Origin of the sequence: Citrobacter europaeus, from assembly GCF_037482245.1 — a bacterium.
Classification (GTDB): Bacteria; Pseudomonadota; Gammaproteobacteria; order Enterobacterales; family Enterobacteriaceae; genus Citrobacter; species Citrobacter europaeus.
Map to the genome: position 1 here is coordinate 2,602,373 of NZ_CP148084.1, position 22,512 is coordinate 2,624,884.

Below are 22,512 nucleotides of genomic sequence, written 5' to 3' on the forward strand. Positions count from 1 at the left end.
ATTCACCGTCGGCAATATTATCGAAGCAGGAGTTATGTCATGAGTAAACTGTTAGACCGCTTTCGCTACTTTAAACAAAAGGGCGATACGTTTGCCGAGGGGCACGGGCAAGTGATGCACACCAACCGGGACTGGGAAGACAGTTATCGTCAGCGCTGGCAGTTCGACAAAATTGTGCGTTCTACCCACGGTGTTAACTGTACCGGCTCATGCAGCTGGAAAATCTACGTCAAAAATGGACTGGTAACCTGGGAAACGCAGCAAACCGACTACCCACGAACCCGCCCTGACTTGCCAAATCATGAACCCCGCGGCTGCCCGCGCGGCGCCAGCTATTCCTGGTATCTTTACAGCGCCAACCGCCTGAAGTATCCGCTGGTGCGTAAACGTCTGATAGAACTGTGGCGCGATGCCCTGTCCCGCCAGCCCGATCCGGTGCTGGCCTGGGAATCCATTATGAACGACCCGCAAAAATGCCAGAGCTACAAGCAGGTACGCGGGCGCGGAGGTTTTATCCGCTCCAACTGGAAAGAGCTTAATCAGTTGATTGCCGCCGCTAACGTCTGGACAGTGAAAACCTATGGCCCGGACCGCGTGGCTGGATTTTCCCCGATCCCTGCGATGTCAATGGTCTCCTATGCTGCAGGTACGCGCTATCTCTCGCTACTGGGCGGAACCTGCCTGAGTTTCTATGACTGGTACTGCGACTTACCGCCCGCCTCACCAATGACCTGGGGTGAGCAAACCGATGTGCCAGAATCCGCCGACTGGTATAACTCCAGTTATATCATCGCCTGGGGCTCTAACGTGCCGCAAACCCGTACCCCGGATGCGCACTTTTTCACCGAAGTACGCTACAAAGGCACCAAGACGATTGCCATTACGCCGGATTACTCGGAAGTCGCTAAACTGTGCGACCAGTGGCTGGCACCTAAGCAAGGCACCGACAGTGCGCTGGCGATGGCAATGGGCCACGTCATCCTGAAAGAGTTCCACCTCGACAATCCCAGCGATTATTTCCTCAATTACTGTCGTCGCTATACCGATATGCCGATGCTGGTTTTACTGGATGCCCGGGAAGATGGCAGCTATGTGCCTGGACGCATGATGCGCGCCTCAGACCTTGTCGATGGTCTGGGTGAAAGCAACAATCCGGAGTGGAAAACGGTAGCCTTTAACAGTGCTGGCGAACTGGTTGTCCCGAACGGATCTATCGGTTTTCGCTGGGGTGAGCAAGGCAAATGGAACCTGGAACCCCTGGCGGCTGGCGCGGAAACTGAGCTTACTCTCTCGCTGCTCGGTCAGCATGATGAAGTGACCGGCGTAGCATTCCCCTATTTTGGCGGAAATGAAAACCCGCATTTTCGCAGCGTAAAACAAGAACCGGTGCTGATCCGTCAACTGCCGGTAAAACATCTTACCCTCGCCGATGGCAGCCGTTGCCCGGTGGTGAGCGTCTATGATCTGGTATTGGCGAATTACGGCCTCGACCGTGGTCTGGATGACGTTCATAGCGCGCAAGATTACAGCGAAGTGAAAGCCTATACCCCTGCCTGGGGCGAGCAAATTACCGGCGTGCCACGCCGTCATATCGAACAAATCGCCCGCGAGTTTGCCGATACGGCGCATAAAACGCATGGCCGTTCGATGATCATTCTCGGGGCTGGCGTCAACCACTGGTATCACATGGATATGAACTACCGTGGCATGATTAACATCCTCGTGTTCTGTGGATGCGTGGGGCAAAGTGGCGGCGGCTGGGCGCACTATGTGGGTCAGGAGAAACTGCGACCGCAAACCGGTTGGTTACCGCTGGCCTTTGCGCTGGACTGGAACCGACCACCCCGTCAGATGAACAGCACTTCGTTTTTCTACAACCACTCCAGCCAGTGGCGTTATGAAAAACTCACCGCGCAAGAACTCCTCTCTCCGCTGGCCGATGCGTCTAAGTTTACCGGACATTTGATTGACTTTAACGTGCGTGCAGAAAGGATGGGCTGGCTGCCGTCCGCGCCGCAGCTTAACCTCAACCCACTGACCGTTAAAGCAAAAGCCGAACAGGCGGGGCTGTCTCCTGCGCAATACACCGCCCAGGCGCTGAAATCGGGGGATATTCGTTTTGCCTGCGAGCAGCCGGATAGCGGTAGCAACCATCCGCGCAACCTCTTCGTCTGGCGCTCTAACCTGCTCGGCTCCTCCGGTAAAGGGCATGAATACATGCTCAAGTATTTACTGGGTACCGAAAGCGGGATCCAGGGGGAAGCGCTTGGCTCAAGCGAGGGTATCAAACCTGAAGAGGTTGAATGGCAGTCGGCGGCGATAGAGGGCAAACTTGATCTGCTGGTCACGCTCGATTTCCGTATGTCGAGCACCTGCCTGTTCTCCGATATCGTTTTGCCAACCGCTACCTGGTATGAAAAAGACGATATGAACACCTCGGATATGCATCCGTTTATTCATCCGCTGTCGGCGGCGGTCGATCCCGCCTGGGAATCGAAGAGCGACTGGGAAATTTATAAAGGCATCGCCAAAGTATTCTCTGAAGTTTGCGTCGGACATCTTGGACAAGAAACGGATGTGGTATTGCAACCGCTGCAACACGACTCCCCGGCAGAGCTGGCGCAGCCGTTTGACATTCTGGACTGGCGCAAAGGCGAATGCGATCTTCTTCCGGGGAAAACGGCGCCCAATATCGCCGTTGTGGAACGCGACTACCCTGCCACCTACGAACGCTTTACTTCACTTGGTCCACTCATGGACAAGCTCGGCAACGGTGGGAAAGGCATAGCGTGGAATACCCAGGCGGAAGTCGATTTCCTCGGCAAGCTTAACTACACCAAGCGCGAAGGTCCGGCGAAAGGACGTCCGCTGATTGACACCGCGCTGGATGCCTCTGAGGTGATCCTTGCCCTGGCGCCGGAAACGAACGGTCAGGTGGCGGTGAAAGCCTGGGAAGCGCTGGGGGCGATGACCGGACGCGACCATACGCATCTGGCGTTGAACAAAGAAGACGAGAAGATCCGTTTTCGCGATATTCAGGCCCAACCGCGCAAAATCATCTCCAGCCCTACCTGGTCCGGGCTGGAAAGTGAACATGTCTCTTATAACGCTGGCTATACCAACGTCCATGAGCTGATCCCCTGGCGTACGCTGTCCGGTCGCCAGCAGCTGTATCAGGATCACGCGTGGATGCGTGCGTTCGGTGAAAGTCTGGTGGCGTATCGCCCGCCTATTGATACCCGCAGCGTCAGCGAAATGCGCGAAGTTCCGCCTAACGGCTTCCCGGAAAAAGCGCTCAACTTCCTGACCCCACACCAAAAATGGGGGATCCACTCTACCTACAGCGAAAACCTGCTGATGCTGACGCTGTCACGTGGCGGACCCATTGTCTGGATCAGCGAGACCGATGCCAAAGAGTTGGGCATTGAGGATAACGACTGGATTGAAGCCTTCAACGCCAACGGCGCGCTTACCGCGCGTGCAGTGGTGAGTCAACGCGTGCCGCCGGGAATGACCATGATGTATCACGCTCAGGAGCGAATCATGAATATCCCCGGCTCGGAAGTCACCGGAATGCGTGGCGGGATCCATAACTCGGTCACCCGCGTCTGCCCGAAACCCACGCATATGATTGGCGGCTATGCGCAACTGGCATACAGCTTCAACTATTACGGCACGGTCGGCTCTAACCGCGATGAGTTCATCATGATTAGAAAAATGAAAAATATTAACTGGCTGGATGATGAAGGTCGCGATCAGGTACAGGAGGCGAAAAAATGAAAATACGCTCACAGGTAGGCATGGTTCTTAATCTGGATAAGTGCATCGGCTGCCACACCTGCTCCGTTACCTGCAAAAACGTCTGGACCGGACGTGAAGGGATGGAATACGCGTGGTTTAACAACGTCGAGACCAAACCGGGTATAGGTTATCCGAAGAACTGGGAAGATCAGGAAGAGTGGCAAGGCGGCTGGGTTCGCGATGTTAACGGCAAAATAAGACCGCGTCTGGGCGGCAAGATGGGCGTAATCACCAAAATTTTCGCCAACCCGGTGATCCCGCAAATTGACGACTACTATGAACCGTTTACCTACGATTATCAGCATCTGCATAGCGCGCCGGAAAGCAAGAATCAGCCCACCGCACGCCCACGTTCGCTGATCGATGGTAAACGGATGGACAAGATAATCTGGGGTCCCAACTGGGAAGAGCTGCTGGGCGGCGAGTTCTCAAAACGCGCCCGCGACCGTAACTTTGAGAAAATGCAAAAGGAGATGTACGGCCAGTTCGAAAACACCTTCATGATGTATTTACCGCGCCTGTGCGAACATTGCCTGAACCCAAGTTGCGTCGCCACTTGCCCGAGTGGTGCTATCTATAAGCGTGAAGAAGATGGCATCGTGCTGATCGATCAGGACAAATGTCGCGGCTGGCGCTTGTGCATCAGCGGTTGTCCGTACAAAAAAATCTACTTTAACTGGAAGAGCGGTAAGTCTGAGAAGTGCATTTTCTGCTACCCGCGTATTGAGTCTGGCCAGCCGACGGTATGTTCGGAAACCTGCGTTGGACGTATTCGTTATCTCGGCGTATTGCTGTACGACGCCGACCGTATTGAAGAAGCGGCCAGCACCGAGCATGAGACCGATCTCTATGAGCGTCAGTGCGATGTGTTCCTTAATCCGCACGACCCGGCGGTCATTGAAGAAGCGTTAAAACAAGGTATTCCGCACAACGTCATCGAAGCGGCCCAACGTTCGCCAGTTTACAAAATGGCGATGGACTGGAAGCTGGCGCTGCCGCTGCACCCGGAATATCGCACCCTGCCGATGGTCTGGTATGTTCCGCCGTTGTCACCGATTCAGTCGGTCGCTGACGCAGGCGGACTGCCGCACAATGGCAACATTCTTCCTGCGGTTGAATCACTGCGAATTCCGGTTCAGTACCTCGCCAACATGCTAAGCGCAGGCGATACCGGTCCGGTGCTACGCGCGCTCAAACGGATGATGGCCATGCGCCACTATATGCGCGCGCAAACCGTCGAAGGCGTGACGGACACCCGCGCGATTGAGGAAGTGGGTCTGACCGTTGAGCAGGTTGAGGAGATGTACCGCTATCTGGCCATCGCCAACTATGAAGACCGCTTCGTGATCCCAACCAGTCACCGTGAAATGGCGCGTGACGCCTTCCCGGAGAAAAATGGTTGCGGGTTTACCTTTGGTGACGGCTGCCATGGTTCAGATACCAAATTCAACCTGTTTAACAGCAGTCGTATTGATGCCATCGACATCACCGAAGTGCGCGATAAAGCGGAGGGGGAATAATGCAAATCCTGAAGGTTATCGGCCTGCTGATGGAATATCCCGACGAGCTGCTGTGGGAGTGTAAAGACGACGCGCTGGCGCTTGTGGCCAGCGATGCCCCTATGCTTACCGAATTTAGCCAGGGGCTGCTCAATGCCCCACTGCTGGATAAACAAGCAGAATGGTGCGAAATATTCGACCGGGGCCGGGCCACCTCTCTGCTGTTGTTTGAACACGTCCACGCCGAGTCCCGTGATCGGGGCCAGGCGATGGTTGATCTGCTGGCACAGTACGAAAAGGTCGGGCTACAGCTTGACTGCCGCGAACTGCCGGATCATTTGCCGTTGTATCTGGAGTATCTGAGCGTGCTGCCGGAAGCCCAGGCCAAAGAAGGACTGCAGAACGTCGCACCGATTCTGGCGTTACTGGGTGGGCGCTTAAAACAGCGCGATACACCGTGGTATCAACTGTTCGACGCCCTGCTGCTGCTTGCCGGAAGCCCTCTTTCAAGTGACAGTGTCACCAAACAGGTTGGCGCGGAAACCCGCGATGATACCCGTCAGGCGCTGGATGCAGTCTGGGAAGAGGAACAGGTGAAGTTTATCGAAGATAACGCCACCGCCTGCGACAGTTCACCGTTACAAAACTATCAACGACGCTTTAGCCAGGACGTGGCGCCGCAGTATGTCGACGTCAGCGCGGGAGGCCCGAAATGATACAGTACCTGAACGTCTTTTTTTACGATATCTACCCGTATCTGTGTGGGACGGTGTTTATCCTCGGCAGTTGGCTACGCTATGACTACGGGCAATACACCTGGCGCGCCTCTTCCAGCCAGATGCTGGACAAACGCGGTATGGTATTATGGTCCAACCTGTTCCACATCGGCATTCTGGGGATCTTTTTCGGACACCTGTTCGGCATGTTAACGCCGCACTGGATGTATGCCTGGTTCCTGCCGATTGCGGTTAAGCAACAGATGGCAATGATTGCCGGTGGGCTATGCGGCGTGCTAACGCTGGTTGGTGGCGCAGGTTTGCTGGTGCGCCGTCTGACCAACCCGCGTATTCGTGCGACATCTTCTACCGCCGATATTCTGATCCTCTGCGTTCTGTTGATTCAGTGTATCCTCGGCTTAACCACCATCCCGTTCTCTGCGCAACATCCAGACGGCAGTGAAATGCTGAAACTGGTCGGTTGGGCGCAGTCGGTGGTGACCTTCCAGGGCGGCGCGTCTGCGCATCTGGATGGCGTGGCGTTGATTTTCCGTGTGCATCTGGTTCTTGGGATGACAATCTTCCTGCTGTTCCCGTTCACTCGCCTGGTCCACGTCTGGAGTGCGCCGTTTGAGTACTTTACCCGTCGCTACCAAATAGTGCGTTCCCGCCGCTAATTTCCTCTGCTGCCCGGTAGCGCTTGCGCTTACCGGGCCTGGATGGCGCATGATGGGAAAACGTTACGTGTTCAGGGACATCAGGGCCGCGCGCTCGGGCGTGACGGGATTGTTGATGTAACGGTGACTATCCGTGAAAACCTGCCGGAAAAAGTCACCATTACCGGTTCGGCGGTGATCTTGTTTCACGCAGAATGGGCAATAGATTTTTAATCATTTCCGTAAGCCGGATAAGGCGATGACGCCGCATCCGGCATGACTTACGATGCCCCTATTTTCCCGCCTCCGGATGCGTATCAAACGCCGCCATGACCGTCGCCAGCTCACCGAGTGTAAACCCATGCTTCACATCATCCACGCCTAGTCCAAAACGTTCTTGCAACAAAGCATACAGGCTGGCGACGTCCGGCAGATTAATCTGCTCCACCGCGTGTCCATCCTGATAATGGGTAAAATGAAAATTGGTTAATGTTAATTTCCCGCCGTCAGGCAGATGACGACACATCAGCAGATGATGGCGAAAATGCGATTGTGGCCAGTGAGCAGACCAAAAGTTGCCCATCAGATAATCGCTCTGGTGCTGTACCACCAGGTCGAAATGGTACATCGATTGCCAGTGTTCATGATGACGGAACTGCAGGATCCAGTCTTCACCCTCCTGAATCAGCCGATACTCGCCGTGTGGCGTCTTCTGCTCAATGTTAGCCTGCAGACGAATCGGCGCCGTCAGCGTTTGCCCGCCGAAGCCAACGTCGGCAATCCACTGTTCTCCTTGTAACTCGACCAGCAGCAAACGATGCGTGCGCGGCGGCAGGCTTGACGGATTTGCCAGTACCACACGCCCGAGCAGACTGCGTACGTTAAAACCGATCTCACGTAGCGCTCGTTCAAACACTCCGTTCTGTTCAAAGCAATAACCGCCGCGACGCGCCGTTACCAGCTTCTCTTCCAGCGACAAATCGTCAAGCTGCATTTCACGGGGCAGCAATACATCCAGGTTTTCAAAAGGTATGGCGGCGTTGTGCAATAAATGCAGCGCTCGTAAGGTTTCAATGTCGACCCTGGCCAAATCTGACCAACCAATACGGGCAAAATAAGCGGTTAAAAAAGGCGTCATACGGAGTTCCTGTTCGGTTAATGCAGTACTTATAACGCATTTTTAAATTTACGCCGTCGATTTTGTGCGTTGTTCCTCCTGGCGAGGCGACAAAATCGCTAATACCGTTAATATCTATGTTTATTGTGGTGTGTTATCTCTCAGCCAAGGAGCATCCATGAGCCATTTTCGTCCGTTCGAATTAAAACACGCCAGTCGGCTACTCAATCACGGTCCTACGATATTGATAACCAGCCGGGATGAGCATACCGAGCGGCGCAATGTGATGGCAGCGGCATGGTCAATGCCCGTGGAGTTTGAACCACCGCGGGTAGCAATTGTTGTTGATAAGACCGCCTGGTCGCGTGAACTAATCGAACGTAGCGGTAAATTCGGCATCGTTATTCCGGGCGTTGCCGCCGTCAACTGGACCTGGGCCGTAGGCAGCGTTTCTGGTCGAGCGGAAGATAAATTCAACTGCTACGGCATTCCCGTAGTGCAAGGACCGGTCCTGGGTTTACCGCTGATAGAAGCGAAATGCCTGGCCTGGATGGAGTGTCGCCTGTTGCCGGCCACTGCGGCACTAGAAAAATATGACACGCTGTTTGGGGAAGTCGTCTCGGCTGCCGCTGATGAGAGAGCCTTTGTCGAAGGACGCTGGCAGTTTGATGATGGCAAGCTCAATACGTTGCATCACCTTGGAGCCGGAACGTTTGTCTCCAGCGGGAAGCGTTTTATCGCTGGTGAATGATACTCTGCCAACGGATGGCAGTTCTCCGCTGTCATCCGCAACTGTTTTCTTAAAACTGCTGAAAAACCAATCAGATAAATTCTCCCTCCTTCCTTGCTGAATCATTCGCGTGAATTATAGTTAATCTTGCACTAACGCAAATATCTAATCAAAACATTATCCGTGAAAGCAGCATCCCCCAACTGTACTTATGAAGTGTCAGAGAGGTTTTACGATGCAACTTAATAGAATCGCACAGAGTTTTATACTGGCTGGGTTACTCACATCGTTATCTGTTCCCGTTATGGCCGCTGAAGCTCCCAAAGACGCCACCGCCTCCACGCAACAAGCCAACAACGCGCTATACAACCAACTGCCATTCTCCGATAACACCGACTTTACCGACGCCCACAAAGGCTTTATCGCTCCACTCCCGCAGGAAGTGATCAAAGGTGAAGAGGGAAATGTTATCTGGAATCCGCAGCAATACGCGTTCATCAAAGAAGGCGATAAAGCGCCGGATACGGTAAATCCGAGCCTGTGGCGCCAGTCCCAGTTGATCAACATCAGCGGGCTATTTGAAGTAACGGATGGCGTTTACCAGATTCGTAACCTCGATCTGTCGAACATGACCATTATTGAAGGTAAAGAAGGCGTTACCGTCGTTGACCCGCTGGTTTCTGCAGAAACGGCTAAGGTCGGGATGGATCTTTACTTTAAAAACCGCGGTCAAAAACCGGTTGTCGCGGTGATTTATACCCACAGCCACGTTGACCATTACGGCGGCGTACGCGGCGTTGTTGATGAAGCCGACGTTAAAGCGGGCAAAGTGAAAATTTATGCGCCTGCCGGATTTATGGAAGCTGCGGTCGCTGAGAATATCATGGCAGGTAACGTCATGAGCCGCCGCGCGAGCTACATGTACGGCAACCTGCTAAAACCTGATGCCAAAGGTCAGGTCGGCGCGGGACTGGGAACCACAACTTCTGCGGGAACCGTTACCCTGATTGCGCCAACGAATATCATTGAGAAAGATGGACAAAAAGAGGTCATTGACGGCCTGACCTATGATTTCATGCTGGCTCCGGGTTCTGAAGCGCCTTCGGAGATGCTGTGGTACATCGAAGAGAAGAAACTGATTGAATCTGCTGAAGATGTCACCCACACCCTGCACAATACCTACTCTCTGCGCGGAGCCAAAATCCGTGAACCGCTGCCGTGGTCCAAATACATCAACGAAGCGATTGTCCGCTGGGGTGATAAAGCAGAAGTGATGATGGCGCAGCACCACTGGCCTACCTGGGGTAATGACAAGGTTGTAAGCCTGCTGAAAAGCCAGCGCGATTTGTACCGTTACATCAACGACCAGACGTTGCGCATGGCTAACGAAGGTCTGACCCGCGATGAGATCGCCGCAAACTTTAAGCTGCCGGACTCACTGGCCCACACCTGGGCTAACCGCGGTTACTATGGCTCCGTGAGCCATGATGTAAAAGCAACCTATGTGCTCTATCTTGGATGGTTTGACGGCAACCCGGCAACGCTGGATGAACTGCCGCCGGAAGAATCTGCGAAGAAATTTGTCGACTATATGGGCGGCGCTGACGCTATTTTGCAGAAAGCAAAAGCCGACTATGACCAGGGTAACTACCGTTGGGTAGCTCAGGTGGTGAGCAAAGTGGTGTTTGCCGATCCGAATAACCAGGCCGCGCGTAATCTGGAAGCGGATGCGCTGGAGCAATTGGGGTATCAGGCTGAATCCGGCCCGTGGCGTAACTTCTATCTTACCGGGGCGCAAGAGCTGCGTAACGGCGTAGTCAAAGGCCCAACCCCGAATACCGCCAGCCCGGATACCGTTCGCGCCATGACGCCGGAAATGTTCTTCGATTATCTGGCGGTGCATATCAACGGACAAAAAGCGGGCGATGCGAAGTCGGTGTTTAACATCGACCTTGGCAGCGACGGTGGTAAATATAAACTTGAGCTGGAGAATGGCGTACTGAACCATACCGCCAATGCCGAAGCAAAAGACGCCGACGCCACCGTCACGCTGAATCGCGACACGCTGAACAAAATCATCCTCAAGGAAGTGACGCTAAAACAGGCGCAAGACAGCGGTGACGTGAAGATAACCGGTGACGGCACCAAGCTTGATGCCATGCTCGGCTATATGGATAAGTTCGAATTCTGGTTCAACATCGTTACGCCGTAAGCACAACGAAAATGGGCGGATTATCCGCCCGTTTTTTCTTACATACTGTAGCCGGGTTTTTTAATCAACTTTGCCATCTGCGGCGCTATTTCCGCATCCCACACGCCCTGCCACGCCTCGGGCTCAATTTCATTGAGCGCCACGCTCACGGAACTGTCTTTGCTTTGCAAATGACGAATAATGACCTCGGTAATATCCCCCGCCAGCGCATTTTTTTGTTCGTCGGTAAGGGAGCGGGGAAAACATTTAATATCAACGTGCGGCATAGCAGATTCCTTAATGTTTTGGGATGCAGGTAACTTATGCGGACTCTCGTTCAACCAGGTGAAATCCGACATCAATAATATCGTCTTCACGCGGAATTTGTTCGATACGATCGGCAAGCAGAGAGGCGGCACGTTGTCCAATGGCCCGTCGGTCGACGCTGACGGTGGTGATGGCTGGTCGGTTACTGGCAGCAAAATCGAGATCGCCAAAACCGATAACCGCTAACTCCTGCGGCACGCGTAGACCACGACTTTCGGCTTCCATGATCGCCCCCTGGGCTAGCGTATCTGAGCTACAGACAATGACATCAAAAGCGCCTTCAGCCAATAGTTGAGCTAATCCGCTGCGCCCCAATGCCAGAGAGGCCGGTAGCGGGACATCCACCTGAGCCTCAGCGGCAATACCATGACGACTCAGCGCATCGCACAGTCCTTGTTTACGCTGGCCTGCCCGACGATCGGCTGTCCATAGCAAGCCAGGACGGCGATAGCCTTTTTCCAGCAAATAATCTGCCACCGCCATCCCGACTTTTTCATGCGAAAATCCGACCAGCATATCAATAGGTGTTGGCGTTAAATCCCAGATCTCCACGACCGGAATGGCTGCATTAAGAATCACCTTTTTCAGTTCGGCGGTATGATGAATGCCTGTGAGCAGTACGCCATCCGGGCGGCGAGAAAGCAGTGTCGCCACCAGCTCAGCCTCTGTTTGCGGCGTATAACCCGACACGCAGAGTAAGATGTGGTATCCGCGTTCAGCCAGTTCATCGCTCAATGACTGGATGGTATCGACAAACATATTGTTGTTAATTTGCGGGACCACCACGGCGATAAGCTTACTGCGTCGTGACGCCAGTCCGCCGGCCAGCGCGTTGGGAATATAGCCGGTGGTGCGTACCGCTTGCATTACTTTTTCCACCGTTTTCGGGCGCACCAGTTGCGGGGTATTCAACGCCCTGCTCACCGTCATGGGTGACAATCCCGCGGTACGGGCAACATCTTCCAGCGTGGGGGCGCGCGGAGGTCTGGAGTTTTTCACTGTCGATGCCCTTGTCAAAAATCGCCGATGTATCCTGGCATTATTCATCATGATTTGGGCTATTGCCAGCGTCGCTCGGTGATAATGCAGGGAAAACAGCAGCTTAGTTAATTATCGCCGCTCAAAATGATAGCGCAATCACAACGATTTGTGCATTTCTCCATAAAGTATTGGAATGTGACGTCGTTTATAATTTACCACCCTTTTCTCTCAGTATTTGTGAGCGATTGTTCAAATCGCAGTCAATTCACTGGCACAGTGATTGCGCTAACATTAAAAATGATAGCGCAATCATTTGTTATCACCAGGAGAGAACATTATGTCTTTAAGTGCCAATTCTGATGCCGTGACCTATGCCAAATCGGCCAATGCAAAAACCGCGGCAGAAACCGGCGATCGGATCGAATGGGTTAAGCTATCCCTCGCTTTCCTTCCCCTGGCAACACCAGTAAGCGATGCCAAAGTGCTGACCGGTCGTCAGAAACCTCTAACCGAAGTCGCCATTATCATCGCCGAGATCCGCAGCCGTGACGGGTTTGAAGGCGTTGGATTCAGTTACTCAAAGCGGGCTGGCGGTCAGGGGATCTATGCGCATGCCAAAGAAATTGCCGATAACCTGTTAGGCGAAGACCCAAACGATATCGACAAGATCTACACCAAGCTGCTGTGGGCTGGCGCCTCCGTGGGACGTAGCGGCATGGCGGTTCAGGCAATCTCCCCTATCGATATCGCCTTGTGGGATATGAAGGCCAAGCGTGCAGGGTTGCCGCTGGCAAAACTGCTGGGTTCGCATCGGGACTCCGTGCAGTGCTACAACACCTCCGGTGGATTCCTGCATACCCCGCTGGATCAGGTGCTTAAAAACGTGGTTATTTCCCGTGAAAACGGCATTGGCGGTATCAAGCTCAAGGTTGGTCAACCAAACTGCGCTGAGGATATTCGTCGCTTAACCGCGGTGCGTGAAGCGCTGGGTGATGACTTCCCACTGATGGTCGATGCCAATCAGCAGTGGGACCGGGAAACCGCCATCCGTATGGGACGTAAAATGGAGCAGTTCAATCTGATCTGGATTGAAGAGCCTCTGGACGCCTACGACGTTGAAGGTCACGCCCAACTGGCCGCCGCGCTTGATACCCCGATTGCCACCGGTGAAATGTTGACCAGCTTCCGCGAACATGAACAGTTGATCCTCGGAAATGCCAGCGATTATGTGCAGCCCGATGCTCCGCGTGTGGGGGGAATTTCACCGTTTCTGAAAATTATGGACCTGGCGGCAAAACACGGACGCAAACTGGCTCCGCACTTCGCCATGGAAGTTCACCTGCATCTGTCCGCAGCGTATCCCCTTGAGCCATGGTTGGAACATTTTGAATGGCTGAACCCGTTATTTAATGAACAGCTTGAGTTGCGTGATGGCCGGATGTGGGTTTCCGACCGTCACGGCCTGGGGTTTAGCATCAGCGAGCAGACGCGCCGCTGGACACAATTGACCTGCGAGTTTGGTAAACGTCCTTAATTTATTTGGCGGGTAAGTAATACCCGCCCTCTTCCCTACAGAAACGCTCTCAACCTTATGAAAGGAGTGGGTGATGAACACAATAATAAAGCGTACAAAAGTGCGTTACGGCATTCTGATATTTCTGTTTCTTGCTACCGTATTTAATTACGCCGATCGCGCGACATTATCCGTCGTGGCTCCGATTATGAGCAAAGAATTAGGTTTTGATCCTGAAGCAATGGGGCTGGCCTTTTCTGCCTTCGGTATTTCTTATGTCATTATGCAACTGCCCGGCGGCTGGCTCCTGGATCGCTATGGTTCTCGTCTGGTATACGGCTGCGCATTGATTGGCTGGTCGCTGGTAACGATGTTTCAGGGCACCATTTATCTGTACGCCAGCCCACTTGTCGTATTGATTATCTTACGACTACTGATGGGGGCGATTGAAGCTCCAGCCTTTCCGGCCAACAGCCGATTAAGCGTGCAGTGGTTTCCTAATAACGAACGGGGCTTTGTTACCTCTGTCTATCAGGCCGCACAATATATCTCGTTAGGGATTATTACGCCGTTAATGACGATTATTTTGCATAATCTAAGTTGGCACTTTGTTTTTTATTACATTGGGGCGATTGGCGTTATTCTTGGCATTTTCTGGCTGGTGAAGGTCAGAGACCCTATGCATCACCCGAAGGTAAACCAGCAGGAAATTGACTATATCAGGGAAGGCGGTGGCGAACCATCGCTGGGTAATAAAAAAGAGCCACAGAAAATTACCTTTGCGCAAATTAAAAGCGTCTGCGTCAACCGCATGATGATTGGCGTTTATATTGGACAGTTCTGCGTGACGTCAATCACCTGGTTTTTCCTGACCTGGTTTCCTACCTATCTGTATCAGGCTAAAGGCATGTCGATCCTTAAAGTGGGATTTGTCGCCAGTATCCCTGCCATTGCCGGTTTTATCGGTGGATTGTTGGGCGGCGTTTTCTCCGACTGGCTTTTAAAACGCGGCTACAGCCTGACAATTGCCCGTAAGCTGCCGGTTATCTGTGGGATGTTGCTTTCCTGCGTCATCGTTATCGCGAATTACACATCGTCAGAATTTGTGGTTATCGCCGCGATGAGTCTGGCGTTCTTCGCCAAAGGCTTTGGCAATCTGGGATGGTGCGTTCTCAGCGATACCTCACCAAAAGAAGTGCTTGGCATTGCAGGAGGCGTATTCAATATGTGCGGCAATATGGCCAGTATCATCACACCACTGGTGATCGGCGTCATTCTGGCGAATACCCAGTCCTTTGATTACGCCATCCTGTATGTCGGCTCGATGGGGCTGATCGGCCTGGTTTCCTATCTGTTTATCGTGGGTCCGTTGGATCGTATTACGCTCACCCCTTCTGTTGCGTAATTTAAACTTATGGCGATAGTCCGCCCGCTGTTCCGGGAATTGCACTCCTGCGGAACAGCGTTTTTTTTATTTAAATAATCTTATTGTTTTTCAGTACAGTACGCAGCCGTGGGTGCTGACAAACCGCATCGGCGATAGCGCTAATATTCGGCGTGTTGTCCTGAAACCAGTCATGACCCGGTCCCCAGGTGCGCATAACGGCAATATAAACGTCCAGCAGCGTTAACTGCTCCCCGAACGCGTACGGCTCGGCGCTTAGCTGGTCGTTCAGCCATATATAAAGCGATTTACGGTACTCAATACAGTTCTTTTTCAACTGCGCCGGGGCGTCCGGTGCCCAGCGTTGTGGGTAATCGGCATAGGTAAACGTGGGATAGACATTTGCCACCAGCCATATCAGCAGACGCTGAAACTGATGGCGCTCAGGGTGACCAACGGGTGGTGAAAGTGCTGGACAACGATCGAGGATCATCAGCGCGATCGCCGCCGTTTCCGTCATCACGCTGCCATTTTCCAGTATTAGTGTGGGCACCTGGCATAGCGGATTCATTGTTTTAAGCAACTCCCGCGAAGGACCATCGCTGTCAAAACCGTCCACATCAATAAAGCGGTAAGGGATATCCGCCAGTGTGAGCATCACTTCACTGATGGCCGATCCCCAGCCCGGTACCCCATAGACCTTAATCATGCTGCACCCCACAAAGTTAAAACCCTAAGTGTAGAGCAGCATTCGACATCCTATGCAGACATGCCCATCTTTCCCTGAAACTCACAGCACTTTCGACAAGAACTGCTGGGTACGTGTGTGGCGCGGATGATTCAACACCTGCTCGCTGCTGCCCTGCTCGACGATTTTGCCATCGACCATAAACACCACCTGATCCGCGACTTCCCGGGCGAAGCCAATCTCGTGCGTCACCACAACCAACGTGGTTCCCGACTGTGCCAGTGCTTTAATGACATCCAGCACTTCACCGACCAGTTCAGGATCCAGCGCAGATGTCGGTTCATCAAACAGTATAACGCGCGGATTTAGCGCCAGCGCACGGGCAATAGCGATCCGCTGCTGCTGACCGCCGGACAGATGTCGCGACCAGGCATCGGCTTTATTCCGCAGCCCTACCGCATCAAGCAGAGTTAATGCTCGCTCGGTGGCGGCTTTTCGCGATGCCAGACCGTGCGCAATGGGCGCTTCAATCAAATTCTCCAGCACGGTTAAGTGCGGGAAAAGATTAAAATTCTGGAACACATAGCCGACGTTAACGCGCTGGCGCAAAATTTCCGCCTCTTTCAGCTCATACAGCGTGTCTCCCTGCCGACGATAGCCAATGTAATCACCATCGATTTGAATAAATCCCTCATCGACGCGTTCCAGATGGTTGATGGTCCGCAGGAGTGTGGATTTCCCTGACCCGGACGGCCCGAGAATGACCGTTACCGTACCAGGAGGGATCTCCAGCGACACATTATCCAATGCTTTGTGGCGGCCAAAGTATTTGCTGACGCCGGTAATGGAAATATGGCCTTCAGGCGAGTGGGACATGGACGGCCTCCTGCTGTGGATGTTGACGACTGCGTTTTTCTGCACGACTCACCCGGGCAGTATTGATGGCTGAACGTCGTTCGCTGCGCGCCAGCGCGCGTTCGACCAGGTGCTGAATTAGCGACAAAACGCTGGTGATCACCAGATACCATACCGCGCCCACCATCAGCAGCGGGATCACTTCCTGCGTGCGGTTGTAGATCATCTGGATGGTATAGAACAGCTCCGGCATTGCCAGCACGTATACCATCGCTGTCCCTTTCGCCAGACTGATGATTTCATTGAAGCCAGCAGGCAAAATGGTGCGCAGCGCCTGCGGCAGAATAATCCGCAGCGTACGTCGCCATGCCGGTAAACCCAGCGCTGCCGCCGCCTCATACTGGCCGTGATCAACCCCTAAAAATCCACCCCGAATAATTTCAGCGGTATAGGCGCTTTGCACCAGTGTCAGGCCAATCACCGCAGTGGAAAACTGGCCGAGCACATTGATGGTCTCAAAACTTCCCCACTGAATGGGCGTAAACGGAATACCAATCGCCAGCGTGTCGTACAGATAGGAGAAGTTGTATAAAACGATCAGCACCACAATCAGCGGTAACGAACGAAACAGCCAGATGTATCCCCATGCCAGAAAGTTCAATAGCCAGGAAGATGAAAGCCGTGCCAGCGCCAACAGACCGCCGATAAGAATACTCAACAGCGTCCCGATAAGCGTCAGTAACAGCGTTTGCCCGAGGCCGGACAAGATAACCGGATCAAAGAACCAGCGGGCAAACACGCCCCATTCCCAGCGCGGATTAAACGCCACAGACTGGATAATCACCGCCAGTACAAACAAAGCAATGACCGCGCCAACGGTGCGCATGGGATAACGCGCCGGTACGACTTTAATGCTATCCGTCGTTTTCATCTTCTCTCCTCAGGCGATTCTGGCCTGACCGGCGATAGTTAACAGTTTGGTAAAGCGCAACCGGCCATCAAACGGCGGCAGGCTGTGCTCTTCGGGATCGCGCGTCGTATCAAATTGCGGATCGTAGCCCTGACTTAAGTAAAGCCGGACGGCTTCCGGCTGGCGAAATCCCGTGGTCAGATAAATCCGGCTGTAGCCCGCGAGCAGCGCCCGGCGTTCCAGCTCCTGCACCACACGCGCCGCCAACCCCTGCTGACGCAGGCTGCTTTTCGTCCAGATGCGCTTAATCTCAGCGGTGTCCTTGTCGTAAGGTTTGTAAGCTCCGGTGGCGATAATCTCACCGTGGCGCTCCAGTACCACGAAAAGTCCCTGAGGCGCCAGATACCATTCCGTCAGTTCTACTTCAGCGTCGCGAGAAAAATAATCGCCATAGCGGGCGGCATATTCACCGAACAGACCGTTCAAAATGGGCTGCAGTTCGCTGGCTTCAGGTGAGACCACGCGAAATTTATCGCTCACGATGACCTCCTTAGTCGCCTAAACCGGCCGGGTTTATTTCAGATTGCGGAATACGTTCCACCCCTTCACCCCAGCGATTCAGCACCTTGTCATAGTCGCCGTTGCCAATGACTCCGTTGAGGGCAGTTTGTACTGGCAAAACCAGACCGCTGTCCTTTTTCAGCGTCACGGCAATATGCGCTGCTTTTGGCCAACCGCCATCAACGCTGCCCACTAATTGTGTTTTACCGTTGAGCGCGGCTTTCCACGCGCCAATAACGTTAGGCCCGAAGTAGGCATCGGCACGGCCCGACTGCAGTGCCAGGGTTTGCGCGGCATCGTCTTTGGTATACACCGGCGTAAACGGCTGCAACCCTTTCTTCACGTTCTCATCGTTCCAGGCGAGCAGGATGGCTTCCTGGTTCGTCCCCGAACCGACGATGATGCGCAGACCGGCGATATCTTCCGCCTGATCGATTTTCTTCAGCTTGCTGCCGGTTTTGACATAAAAGCCAAGAGAGTCTTTCCGGTACGTCGCGAAATCGAATTTCTCTTTGCGCGCTTTGGTGACGGTAATATTGCTGATCGCGGCATCGTATTTGCCGGAAGTGACGCCCAGCGGCCAGTCTTCCCATGACGTGGGTACAACGTTGAGCTCCAGCCCCAGACTGTCAGCCACCAGACGTGCGATGTCCGCCTCGCTGCCGATCAGCGTTTTATTGTCATCGGCAAAGACGGTCAGCGGCGGCTGGCTGAGCCCGGCAATCGCCACGGTGAATTTGCCCGGTACGGCCAGGTGCAGGTTTGCTGGCAACTGTGCAATCGCCTGCGGATTTTTTACCGTATTAATCGGCGCTTTATTCGCTTCCAGGCTTACGCCCGTGCCATTAATCGTCACCTCATTTGCCCAGACGGTAGCACTGAAAGCCAGTGACAGCGCGAGGAATAGTGATTTTTTCTGCATAGCGTTTTTCTCTTATTGTGTGAATTGATTTGCAGGTGTCGCTAATCCCAGGCTTGCGCGCAGGGTCGTACCGGGATATTCATGGCGGAACAGGCCGCGCGCCTGAAGCACGGGGACAACCTGTTCGACAAACCGCGGGAAGGTATCCGGCGTTCCGCCCTGGATGATAAAACCGTCAGCGGCTTTTTCGTCGAACCACTGCTGCAGACCGTCGGCAACCTGTTGCGGCGTGCCACTGAAGCGCGGACGTGGGCTGGCCGCCTCCAGTGCAACCTGGCGGAGAGTTAAGCCACGCTCACGCGCAGTGCGTTTGATCTCATCAGTCGTACTGCGAAAGCTGTTTTGCCCGAGAGAGCCCAGATCCGGGAACGGTGCATCCAGCGGATATTGGGCAAAATCATGATGTTCAAAGTAGCGACCAAGGTAGTTCAGCGCGTCGGTAATAGAGACCAGCGCAGCGGTAGTCTGATACTGCAGCTCAACGTCTTCCGCGTTGTCGCCAACAATAACGCTAACGCCCTGGAATATATGCAGTTGATCGGGATGTCGTCCGGCGTTTTCCAGCTGGCTTTTTACATCCTGATAGAACGCTTTCGCTTCTACCAGCGACTCCTGATGGGTAAAAATAGCATCAGCATGTTCCGTCGCTAATTTCTTGCCATCTGCTGAAGCGCCCGCCTGAAATATAATCGGACGGCCTTGTGGCGTACGCCCAATATTTAATGGCCCGGCGACCTGGAAATAATCTCCATGATGGTTAAGCGTGTGCAGTTTTTGCGGATTAAAAAATTCCCCGCTTGTTTTATTACGGGTAAAAGCATCGTCTTCCCAGGAATCCCACAATCCTTTCACTACCTGTAAATATTCATCGGCAATACGATAACGCTGAGCATGCTCTGGATGCTGAGCACGGGAATAGTTTTTTGCCGATCCTTCCAGAGGCGACGTAACCACGTTCCATCCTGCGCGCCCCTGACTGAGGTGGTCCAGACTGGCGAACTGCCGTGCAGTCGTAAACGGCTCGCTGTATGAGGTGGACACCGTGCCAACCAGCCCCAGATTCTGAGTGATGCTGGCCAAAGCGGATAATACCGTTAACGGCTCAAAACGATTTAAAAAGTGCGGGATTGATTTTTCATTAATATACAGACCATCGGCGACAAAAATAAAATCCAGCTTCCCTTTTTCCGCAATAAGCGCTGTCTCTTTGACAAAATCAAAATTAATACTGGCATCGGCCTGAGCCGCTGGATGACGCCATGCGGACATATTTCCCGATGCGCCATGCAGAATAGTGCCGAGCCGTAGTTGCCGATTTTCAGCCATAATACCCCCTACCCAACAGATAAACTTAAAGATGTGCGAATGCCGTTTTTGCTAACTGCGCAAAATAATGCGCGGCAGGTTCAATTAAACGCTCGTCCGGTTTGAATCCCGGGTGATGTAATCCGTATTCACTGGCGCTGCCAATACTGACGAATGCGCCAGGCGTATTTTGCAGGTAGACGGCAAAATCCTCCCCGCCCATATGCAGATCGGCATGGTGGGTGGTATAACCTGACTGTTTCGCCACCGCGGTGGCAATACCGGCCCAACGATCATCATTAACCAACGCGGTCGGTCCCGCATGCCAGATTACGTCGATTTGTGCGCCAAAGGCGTGAGCAAATCCGGCAGCGATGTCATTAACCCGGGCCTTAACCTGCTGCTGTACCTGGGTTCTGTGCGTTCTGAGCGTCCCTTCCAGCTCAACGGACTCTGGTAATACGTTCCATGTATTTCCTCCCTGAATACGGGTTACGCTTAGTACGACTGAATCCAGCGTGTTAACGTCGCGACTGGCAACGCTTTGCAACACCGTTACCAGTTGACTGGCGAGCAGGATGGCATCTTTGCCTTCATGCGGACGCGCCGCATGTGCGCCCTTGCCATTAATGCGCAGTACGAAGCGGTCGACATTGGCATAAAATGCGCCGCCGCGTGTGGCAAATTCGCCCACCGGTAAACCCGGCTCATTGTGCATACCAAAAATAGCCGCTACGTTTTGTAGCGCACCAGCGCGGATCAGCGTTTTTGCGCCACCGAAACTCTCTTCAGCTGGCTGAAATAAAATACGTACTCGCCCCGGTAGGTATGTTTCCTGCTGTTTAAGCAGCAGCGCAGCGCCAAGCATGACGCTGGTGTGAACATCGTGCCCGCAGGCATGCATCACACCCGGCGTGAGGGAGCGAAACGGAACATCGGCACTTTCTTCAATTGGTAGCGCATCGATATCCGCGCGCAGCGCGATGATATCTTCTCCCTGGCCGATTTCCGCGACCAGACCGGTTTTCAACTCAAACGGCAAAATGTCGACGTCCGCTGCGCGCAACCAGGCGTGAATGCGCGCCGTGGTTGCTTCCTCCTGCAGGGAAAGCTCCGGATGCTGATGTAATTCACGACGCCAGTCGATAAGCGTTGAGCCGAAGGTCATCAGAGCACCTCCACGGCGTTATGGGCTTGCGCCAACAAACGCAGCGATGTCAGACGCGCGTGCCCTTCCGCCACTGGCGTGTCGATAATGAACTCGTCAATACCAAATTGCGTATGCAGAGCATTCAACTTTGCCATCACTTCCTGAGCGGTGCCGTGTAACAACGCCAGCTCACGACGCGCTATTTTGCGTGGGGGACTGCCAGCCTGTGCGGCAAATGCCAGCGCCTGTTCTTCGCTGGCTACTGTGACACGTTGACCATCTTCCAGCTCTACGCCCCAGATTTGTACGTTTTCCGCCAGTTGCGCAGCGGTGTCGTGACTGTCCGCCACAATCACCTGGACGGCGACTATCGTCGGGCGTGTGCTGTGGGCCTGCCAGAAAGACAAAACGTCATGCAATAACGCTCTGTCACCGTTAAGGTGCGCAGCGAAGATAAAATTCCAGTCGGATTGCGCTGCTAATTGAGCGCTTTGCACACTGGCTCCCAGCACAAATCCTTCCGGCGGTAACGGTGGAATTGGCGTTGGGAATACCGTTACCCCACTTTCCGTTCCACTCAGCACCAGCCAGTCGTTAAGCTGGGAAAGCTGGTCAGCAAAACTGCCTTTTTCATCCTGATGTAGTCCCTGCTGTAACGCCTGGGTCGACAGCGGTAAACCGCCAGGGGCTTTCCCTACGCCGAGATCGACACGTCCAGGGGCCAGTGATGCCAGAAGATTGAAGTTTTCCGCCACTTTGTACGGGCTGTAATGTTGCAACATCACGCCGCCGGAACCTACGCGGATACGCTGGGTTTGCCCGAGGATCCAGGCGATCACCAACTCCGGCGATGGACTGGCCAGCTGTGGCGTATTATGGTGTTCCGCGATCCAGAAACGATGGTATCCCCACTCTTCTGCCTGTTGCGCCAGACGTAACGTCCGGGCAAGCGCCATCGCGGCGGTTTCACCTTCCCCGATGGGGCTTTTATCCAGAATACTCAGGCGATATGACATGTTACGGGCCTATGCTTGTTAACATGTCTTTATTATTAATTTATTGAATAACCATACAGAAACATTTAATTCACATTTGTTCAGCTAAAAAGTAGATAACCAACCCTGTTGCCATCAGGGATAATACCAGGGGCTTGTTTTACTGGTCGGAACACTCAGCGGAACACATCCGGACTTTATGGCCTACAAA

General features: G+C 53.5%; 17 protein-coding genes and 2 pseudogenes. 9 read left to right on the plus strand and 10 right to left on the minus strand.

The genetic code is table 11. The features are described 5' to 3' along the window. Positions 1-39: 39 nt before the first annotated feature. The 5 genes and pseudogenes from WHR59_RS12265 to WHR59_RS12285 form a co-directional block, all read left to right on the plus strand. Complete coding sequence (locus WHR59_RS12265) at positions 40-3,780, plus strand: nitrate reductase subunit alpha (RefSeq protein WP_080625200.1); 3,741 nt, start codon at positions 40-42, stop codon at positions 3,778-3,780. Next, a complete protein-coding gene (narH, locus tag WHR59_RS12270) occupies positions 3,777-5,321 on the plus strand; it encodes a nitrate reductase subunit beta (protein ID WP_008784807.1) in 1,545 nt (514 codons plus the stop codon). Before WHR59_RS12265 ends, narH begins: the two co-directional genes overlap by 4 nt. Then, on the plus strand, positions 5,321-6,016 hold the full coding sequence (narW, locus tag WHR59_RS12275) for a nitrate reductase molybdenum cofactor assembly chaperone (protein ID WP_079937278.1): 696 nt from the start codon (positions 5,321-5,323) through the stop codon (positions 6,014-6,016). The genes narH and narW overlap by 1 nt, the downstream gene beginning before the upstream one ends. After that, positions 6,013-6,693: a respiratory nitrate reductase subunit gamma gene (narI, locus tag WHR59_RS12280; protein ID WP_003833047.1), complete on the plus strand. Its 681-nt coding sequence runs from the start codon at positions 6,013-6,015 to the stop codon at positions 6,691-6,693. The genes narW and narI overlap by 4 nt, the downstream gene beginning before the upstream one ends. Positions 6,694-6,732: 39 nt before the next feature. Then, positions 6,733-6,906: pseudogene (locus WHR59_RS12285) on the plus strand (PhzF family phenazine biosynthesis protein); the annotation flags it as partial. A 58-nt stretch (positions 6,907-6,964) separates the two neighbouring features. Here the strand turns inward: WHR59_RS12285 and nhoA are convergent. Beyond that, a complete protein-coding gene (gene nhoA, locus WHR59_RS12290) occupies positions 6,965-7,810 on the minus strand; it encodes an N-hydroxyarylamine O-acetyltransferase (RefSeq protein WP_043016291.1) in 846 nt (281 codons plus the stop codon). 157 nt (positions 7,811-7,967) lie between these two features. Between nhoA and WHR59_RS12295 the strand changes: the two genes are divergently transcribed. Next, positions 7,968-8,540, plus strand: coding sequence for a flavin reductase family protein (locus WHR59_RS12295; RefSeq protein ID WP_338843069.1), 573 nt, complete (start codon positions 7,968-7,970; stop codon positions 8,538-8,540). A 214-nt stretch (positions 8,541-8,754) separates the two neighbouring features. Beyond that, the gene (locus tag WHR59_RS12300) at positions 8,755-10,731 is read left to right on the plus strand and encodes an alkyl/aryl-sulfatase (RefSeq protein ID WP_043016289.1); all 1,977 of its coding nucleotides are present in this window, start codon (positions 8,755-8,757) and stop codon (positions 10,729-10,731) included. A 38-nt stretch (positions 10,732-10,769) separates the two neighbouring features. Here WHR59_RS12300 and pptA read toward each other — a convergent pair whose 3' ends face one another. Together pptA and WHR59_RS12310 are read right to left on the minus strand one after the other, a co-directional pair. Then, complete coding sequence (gene pptA, locus WHR59_RS12305) at positions 10,770-10,997, minus strand: tautomerase PptA (RefSeq protein ID WP_338843070.1); 228 nt, start codon at positions 10,995-10,997, stop codon at positions 10,770-10,772. A 34-nt stretch (positions 10,998-11,031) separates the two neighbouring features. Then, the gene (locus WHR59_RS12310; protein WP_370867313.1) at positions 11,032-12,084 is read right to left on the minus strand and encodes a LacI family DNA-binding transcriptional regulator; all 1,053 of its coding nucleotides are present in this window, start codon (positions 12,082-12,084) and stop codon (positions 11,032-11,034) included. A 271-nt stretch (positions 12,085-12,355) separates the two neighbouring features. Between WHR59_RS12310 and WHR59_RS12315 the strand changes: the two genes are divergently transcribed. Next, positions 12,356-13,552: an L-talarate/galactarate dehydratase gene (locus WHR59_RS12315; RefSeq protein ID WP_043016286.1), complete on the plus strand. Its 1,197-nt coding sequence runs from the start codon at positions 12,356-12,358 to the stop codon at positions 13,550-13,552. Between the two features lie 73 nt (positions 13,553-13,625). Further along, on the plus strand, positions 13,626-14,936 hold the full coding sequence (locus WHR59_RS12320) for an MFS transporter (protein WP_043016285.1): 1,311 nt from the start codon (positions 13,626-13,628) through the stop codon (positions 14,934-14,936). 70 nt (positions 14,937-15,006) lie between these two features. On the opposite strand, the gene WHR59_RS12325 is transcribed toward WHR59_RS12320, so the two are convergent. From WHR59_RS12325 to WHR59_RS12355, 7 genes and pseudogenes are all read right to left on the minus strand, one after another. After that, positions 15,007-15,624 (minus strand): glutathione S-transferase family protein, encoded by a 618-nt coding sequence (locus tag WHR59_RS12325; RefSeq protein WP_199994708.1) that lies wholly within the window; start codon positions 15,622-15,624, stop codon positions 15,007-15,009. A gap of 81 nt (positions 15,625-15,705) precedes the next feature. Next, the gene (locus WHR59_RS12330; protein WP_199994709.1) at positions 15,706-16,479 is read right to left on the minus strand and encodes an amino acid ABC transporter ATP-binding protein; all 774 of its coding nucleotides are present in this window, start codon (positions 16,477-16,479) and stop codon (positions 15,706-15,708) included. After that, positions 16,463-17,389, minus strand: a complete 927-nt coding sequence (locus WHR59_RS12335) for an amino acid ABC transporter permease (protein WP_043016282.1) — start codon at positions 17,387-17,389, stop codon at positions 16,463-16,465. Before WHR59_RS12335 ends, WHR59_RS12330 begins: the two co-directional genes overlap by 17 nt. A gap of 9 nt (positions 17,390-17,398) precedes the next feature. Next, positions 17,399-17,908 (minus strand): GNAT family N-acetyltransferase, encoded by a 510-nt coding sequence (locus tag WHR59_RS12340; RefSeq protein ID WP_172863025.1) that lies wholly within the window; start codon positions 17,906-17,908, stop codon positions 17,399-17,401. A gap of 10 nt (positions 17,909-17,918) precedes the next feature. After that, positions 17,919-20,177 (minus strand): annotated as a pseudogene (locus WHR59_RS12345) (NtaA/DmoA family FMN-dependent monooxygenase). A gap of 25 nt (positions 20,178-20,202) precedes the next feature. Beyond that, positions 20,203-21,324, minus strand: coding sequence for an amidohydrolase (locus WHR59_RS12350; protein ID WP_047411164.1), 1,122 nt, complete (start codon positions 21,322-21,324; stop codon positions 20,203-20,205). Beyond that, positions 21,324-22,322 carry an MsnO8 family LLM class oxidoreductase gene (locus tag WHR59_RS12355; protein WP_080625203.1) on the minus strand — a complete coding sequence of 333 codons (999 nt, stop codon included), beginning with the start codon at positions 22,320-22,322 and terminating at the stop codon, positions 21,324-21,326. The genes WHR59_RS12350 and WHR59_RS12355 overlap by 1 nt, the downstream gene beginning before the upstream one ends. Positions 22,323-22,512: the final 190 nt, after the last annotated feature.

What these genes read in the sequence shown, in the direction of transcription:
- narI (WP_003833047.1), top strand. Translation starts at nt 6,013, where the DNA reads ATGATACAGTACCTGAACGTCTTTTTTTACGATATCTACCCGTATCTG.
- narW (WP_079937278.1), top strand. Translation starts at nt 5,321, where the DNA reads ATGCAAATCCTGAAGGTTATCGGCCTGCTGATGGAATATCCCGACGAG.
- pptA (WP_338843070.1), bottom strand. Translation starts at nt 10,997, where the DNA reads ATGCCGCACGTTGATATTAAATGTTTTCCCCGCTCCCTTACCGACGAA.
- nhoA (WP_043016291.1), bottom strand. Translation starts at nt 7,810, where the DNA reads ATGACGCCTTTTTTAACCGCTTATTTTGCCCGTATTGGTTGGTCAGAT.
- WHR59_RS12355 (WP_080625203.1), bottom strand. Translation starts at nt 22,322, where the DNA reads ATGTCATATCGCCTGAGTATTCTGGATAAAAGCCCCATCGGGGAAGGT.
- WHR59_RS12350 (WP_047411164.1), bottom strand. Translation starts at nt 21,324, where the DNA reads ATGACCTTCGGCTCAACGCTTATCGACTGGCGTCGTGAATTACATCAG.
- WHR59_RS12315 (WP_043016286.1), top strand. Translation starts at nt 12,356, where the DNA reads ATGTCTTTAAGTGCCAATTCTGATGCCGTGACCTATGCCAAATCGGCC.
- WHR59_RS12300 (WP_043016289.1), top strand. Translation starts at nt 8,755, where the DNA reads ATGCAACTTAATAGAATCGCACAGAGTTTTATACTGGCTGGGTTACTC.
- WHR59_RS12335 (WP_043016282.1), bottom strand. Translation starts at nt 17,389, where the DNA reads ATGAAAACGACGGATAGCATTAAAGTCGTACCGGCGCGTTATCCCATG.
- narH (WP_008784807.1), top strand. Translation starts at nt 3,777, where the DNA reads ATGAAAATACGCTCACAGGTAGGCATGGTTCTTAATCTGGATAAGTGC.
- WHR59_RS12310 (WP_370867313.1), bottom strand. Translation starts at nt 12,084, where the DNA reads ATGAATAATGCCAGGATACATCGGCGATTTTTGACAAGGGCATCGACA.
- WHR59_RS12265 (WP_080625200.1), top strand. Translation starts at nt 40, where the DNA reads ATGAGTAAACTGTTAGACCGCTTTCGCTACTTTAAACAAAAGGGCGAT.
- WHR59_RS12320 (WP_043016285.1), top strand. Translation starts at nt 13,626, where the DNA reads ATGAACACAATAATAAAGCGTACAAAAGTGCGTTACGGCATTCTGATA.
- WHR59_RS12330 (WP_199994709.1), bottom strand. Translation starts at nt 16,479, where the DNA reads ATGTCCCACTCGCCTGAAGGCCATATTTCCATTACCGGCGTCAGCAAA.
- WHR59_RS12295 (WP_338843069.1), top strand. Translation starts at nt 7,968, where the DNA reads ATGAGCCATTTTCGTCCGTTCGAATTAAAACACGCCAGTCGGCTACTC.
- WHR59_RS12325 (WP_199994708.1), bottom strand. Translation starts at nt 15,624, where the DNA reads ATGATTAAGGTCTATGGGGTACCGGGCTGGGGATCGGCCATCAGTGAA.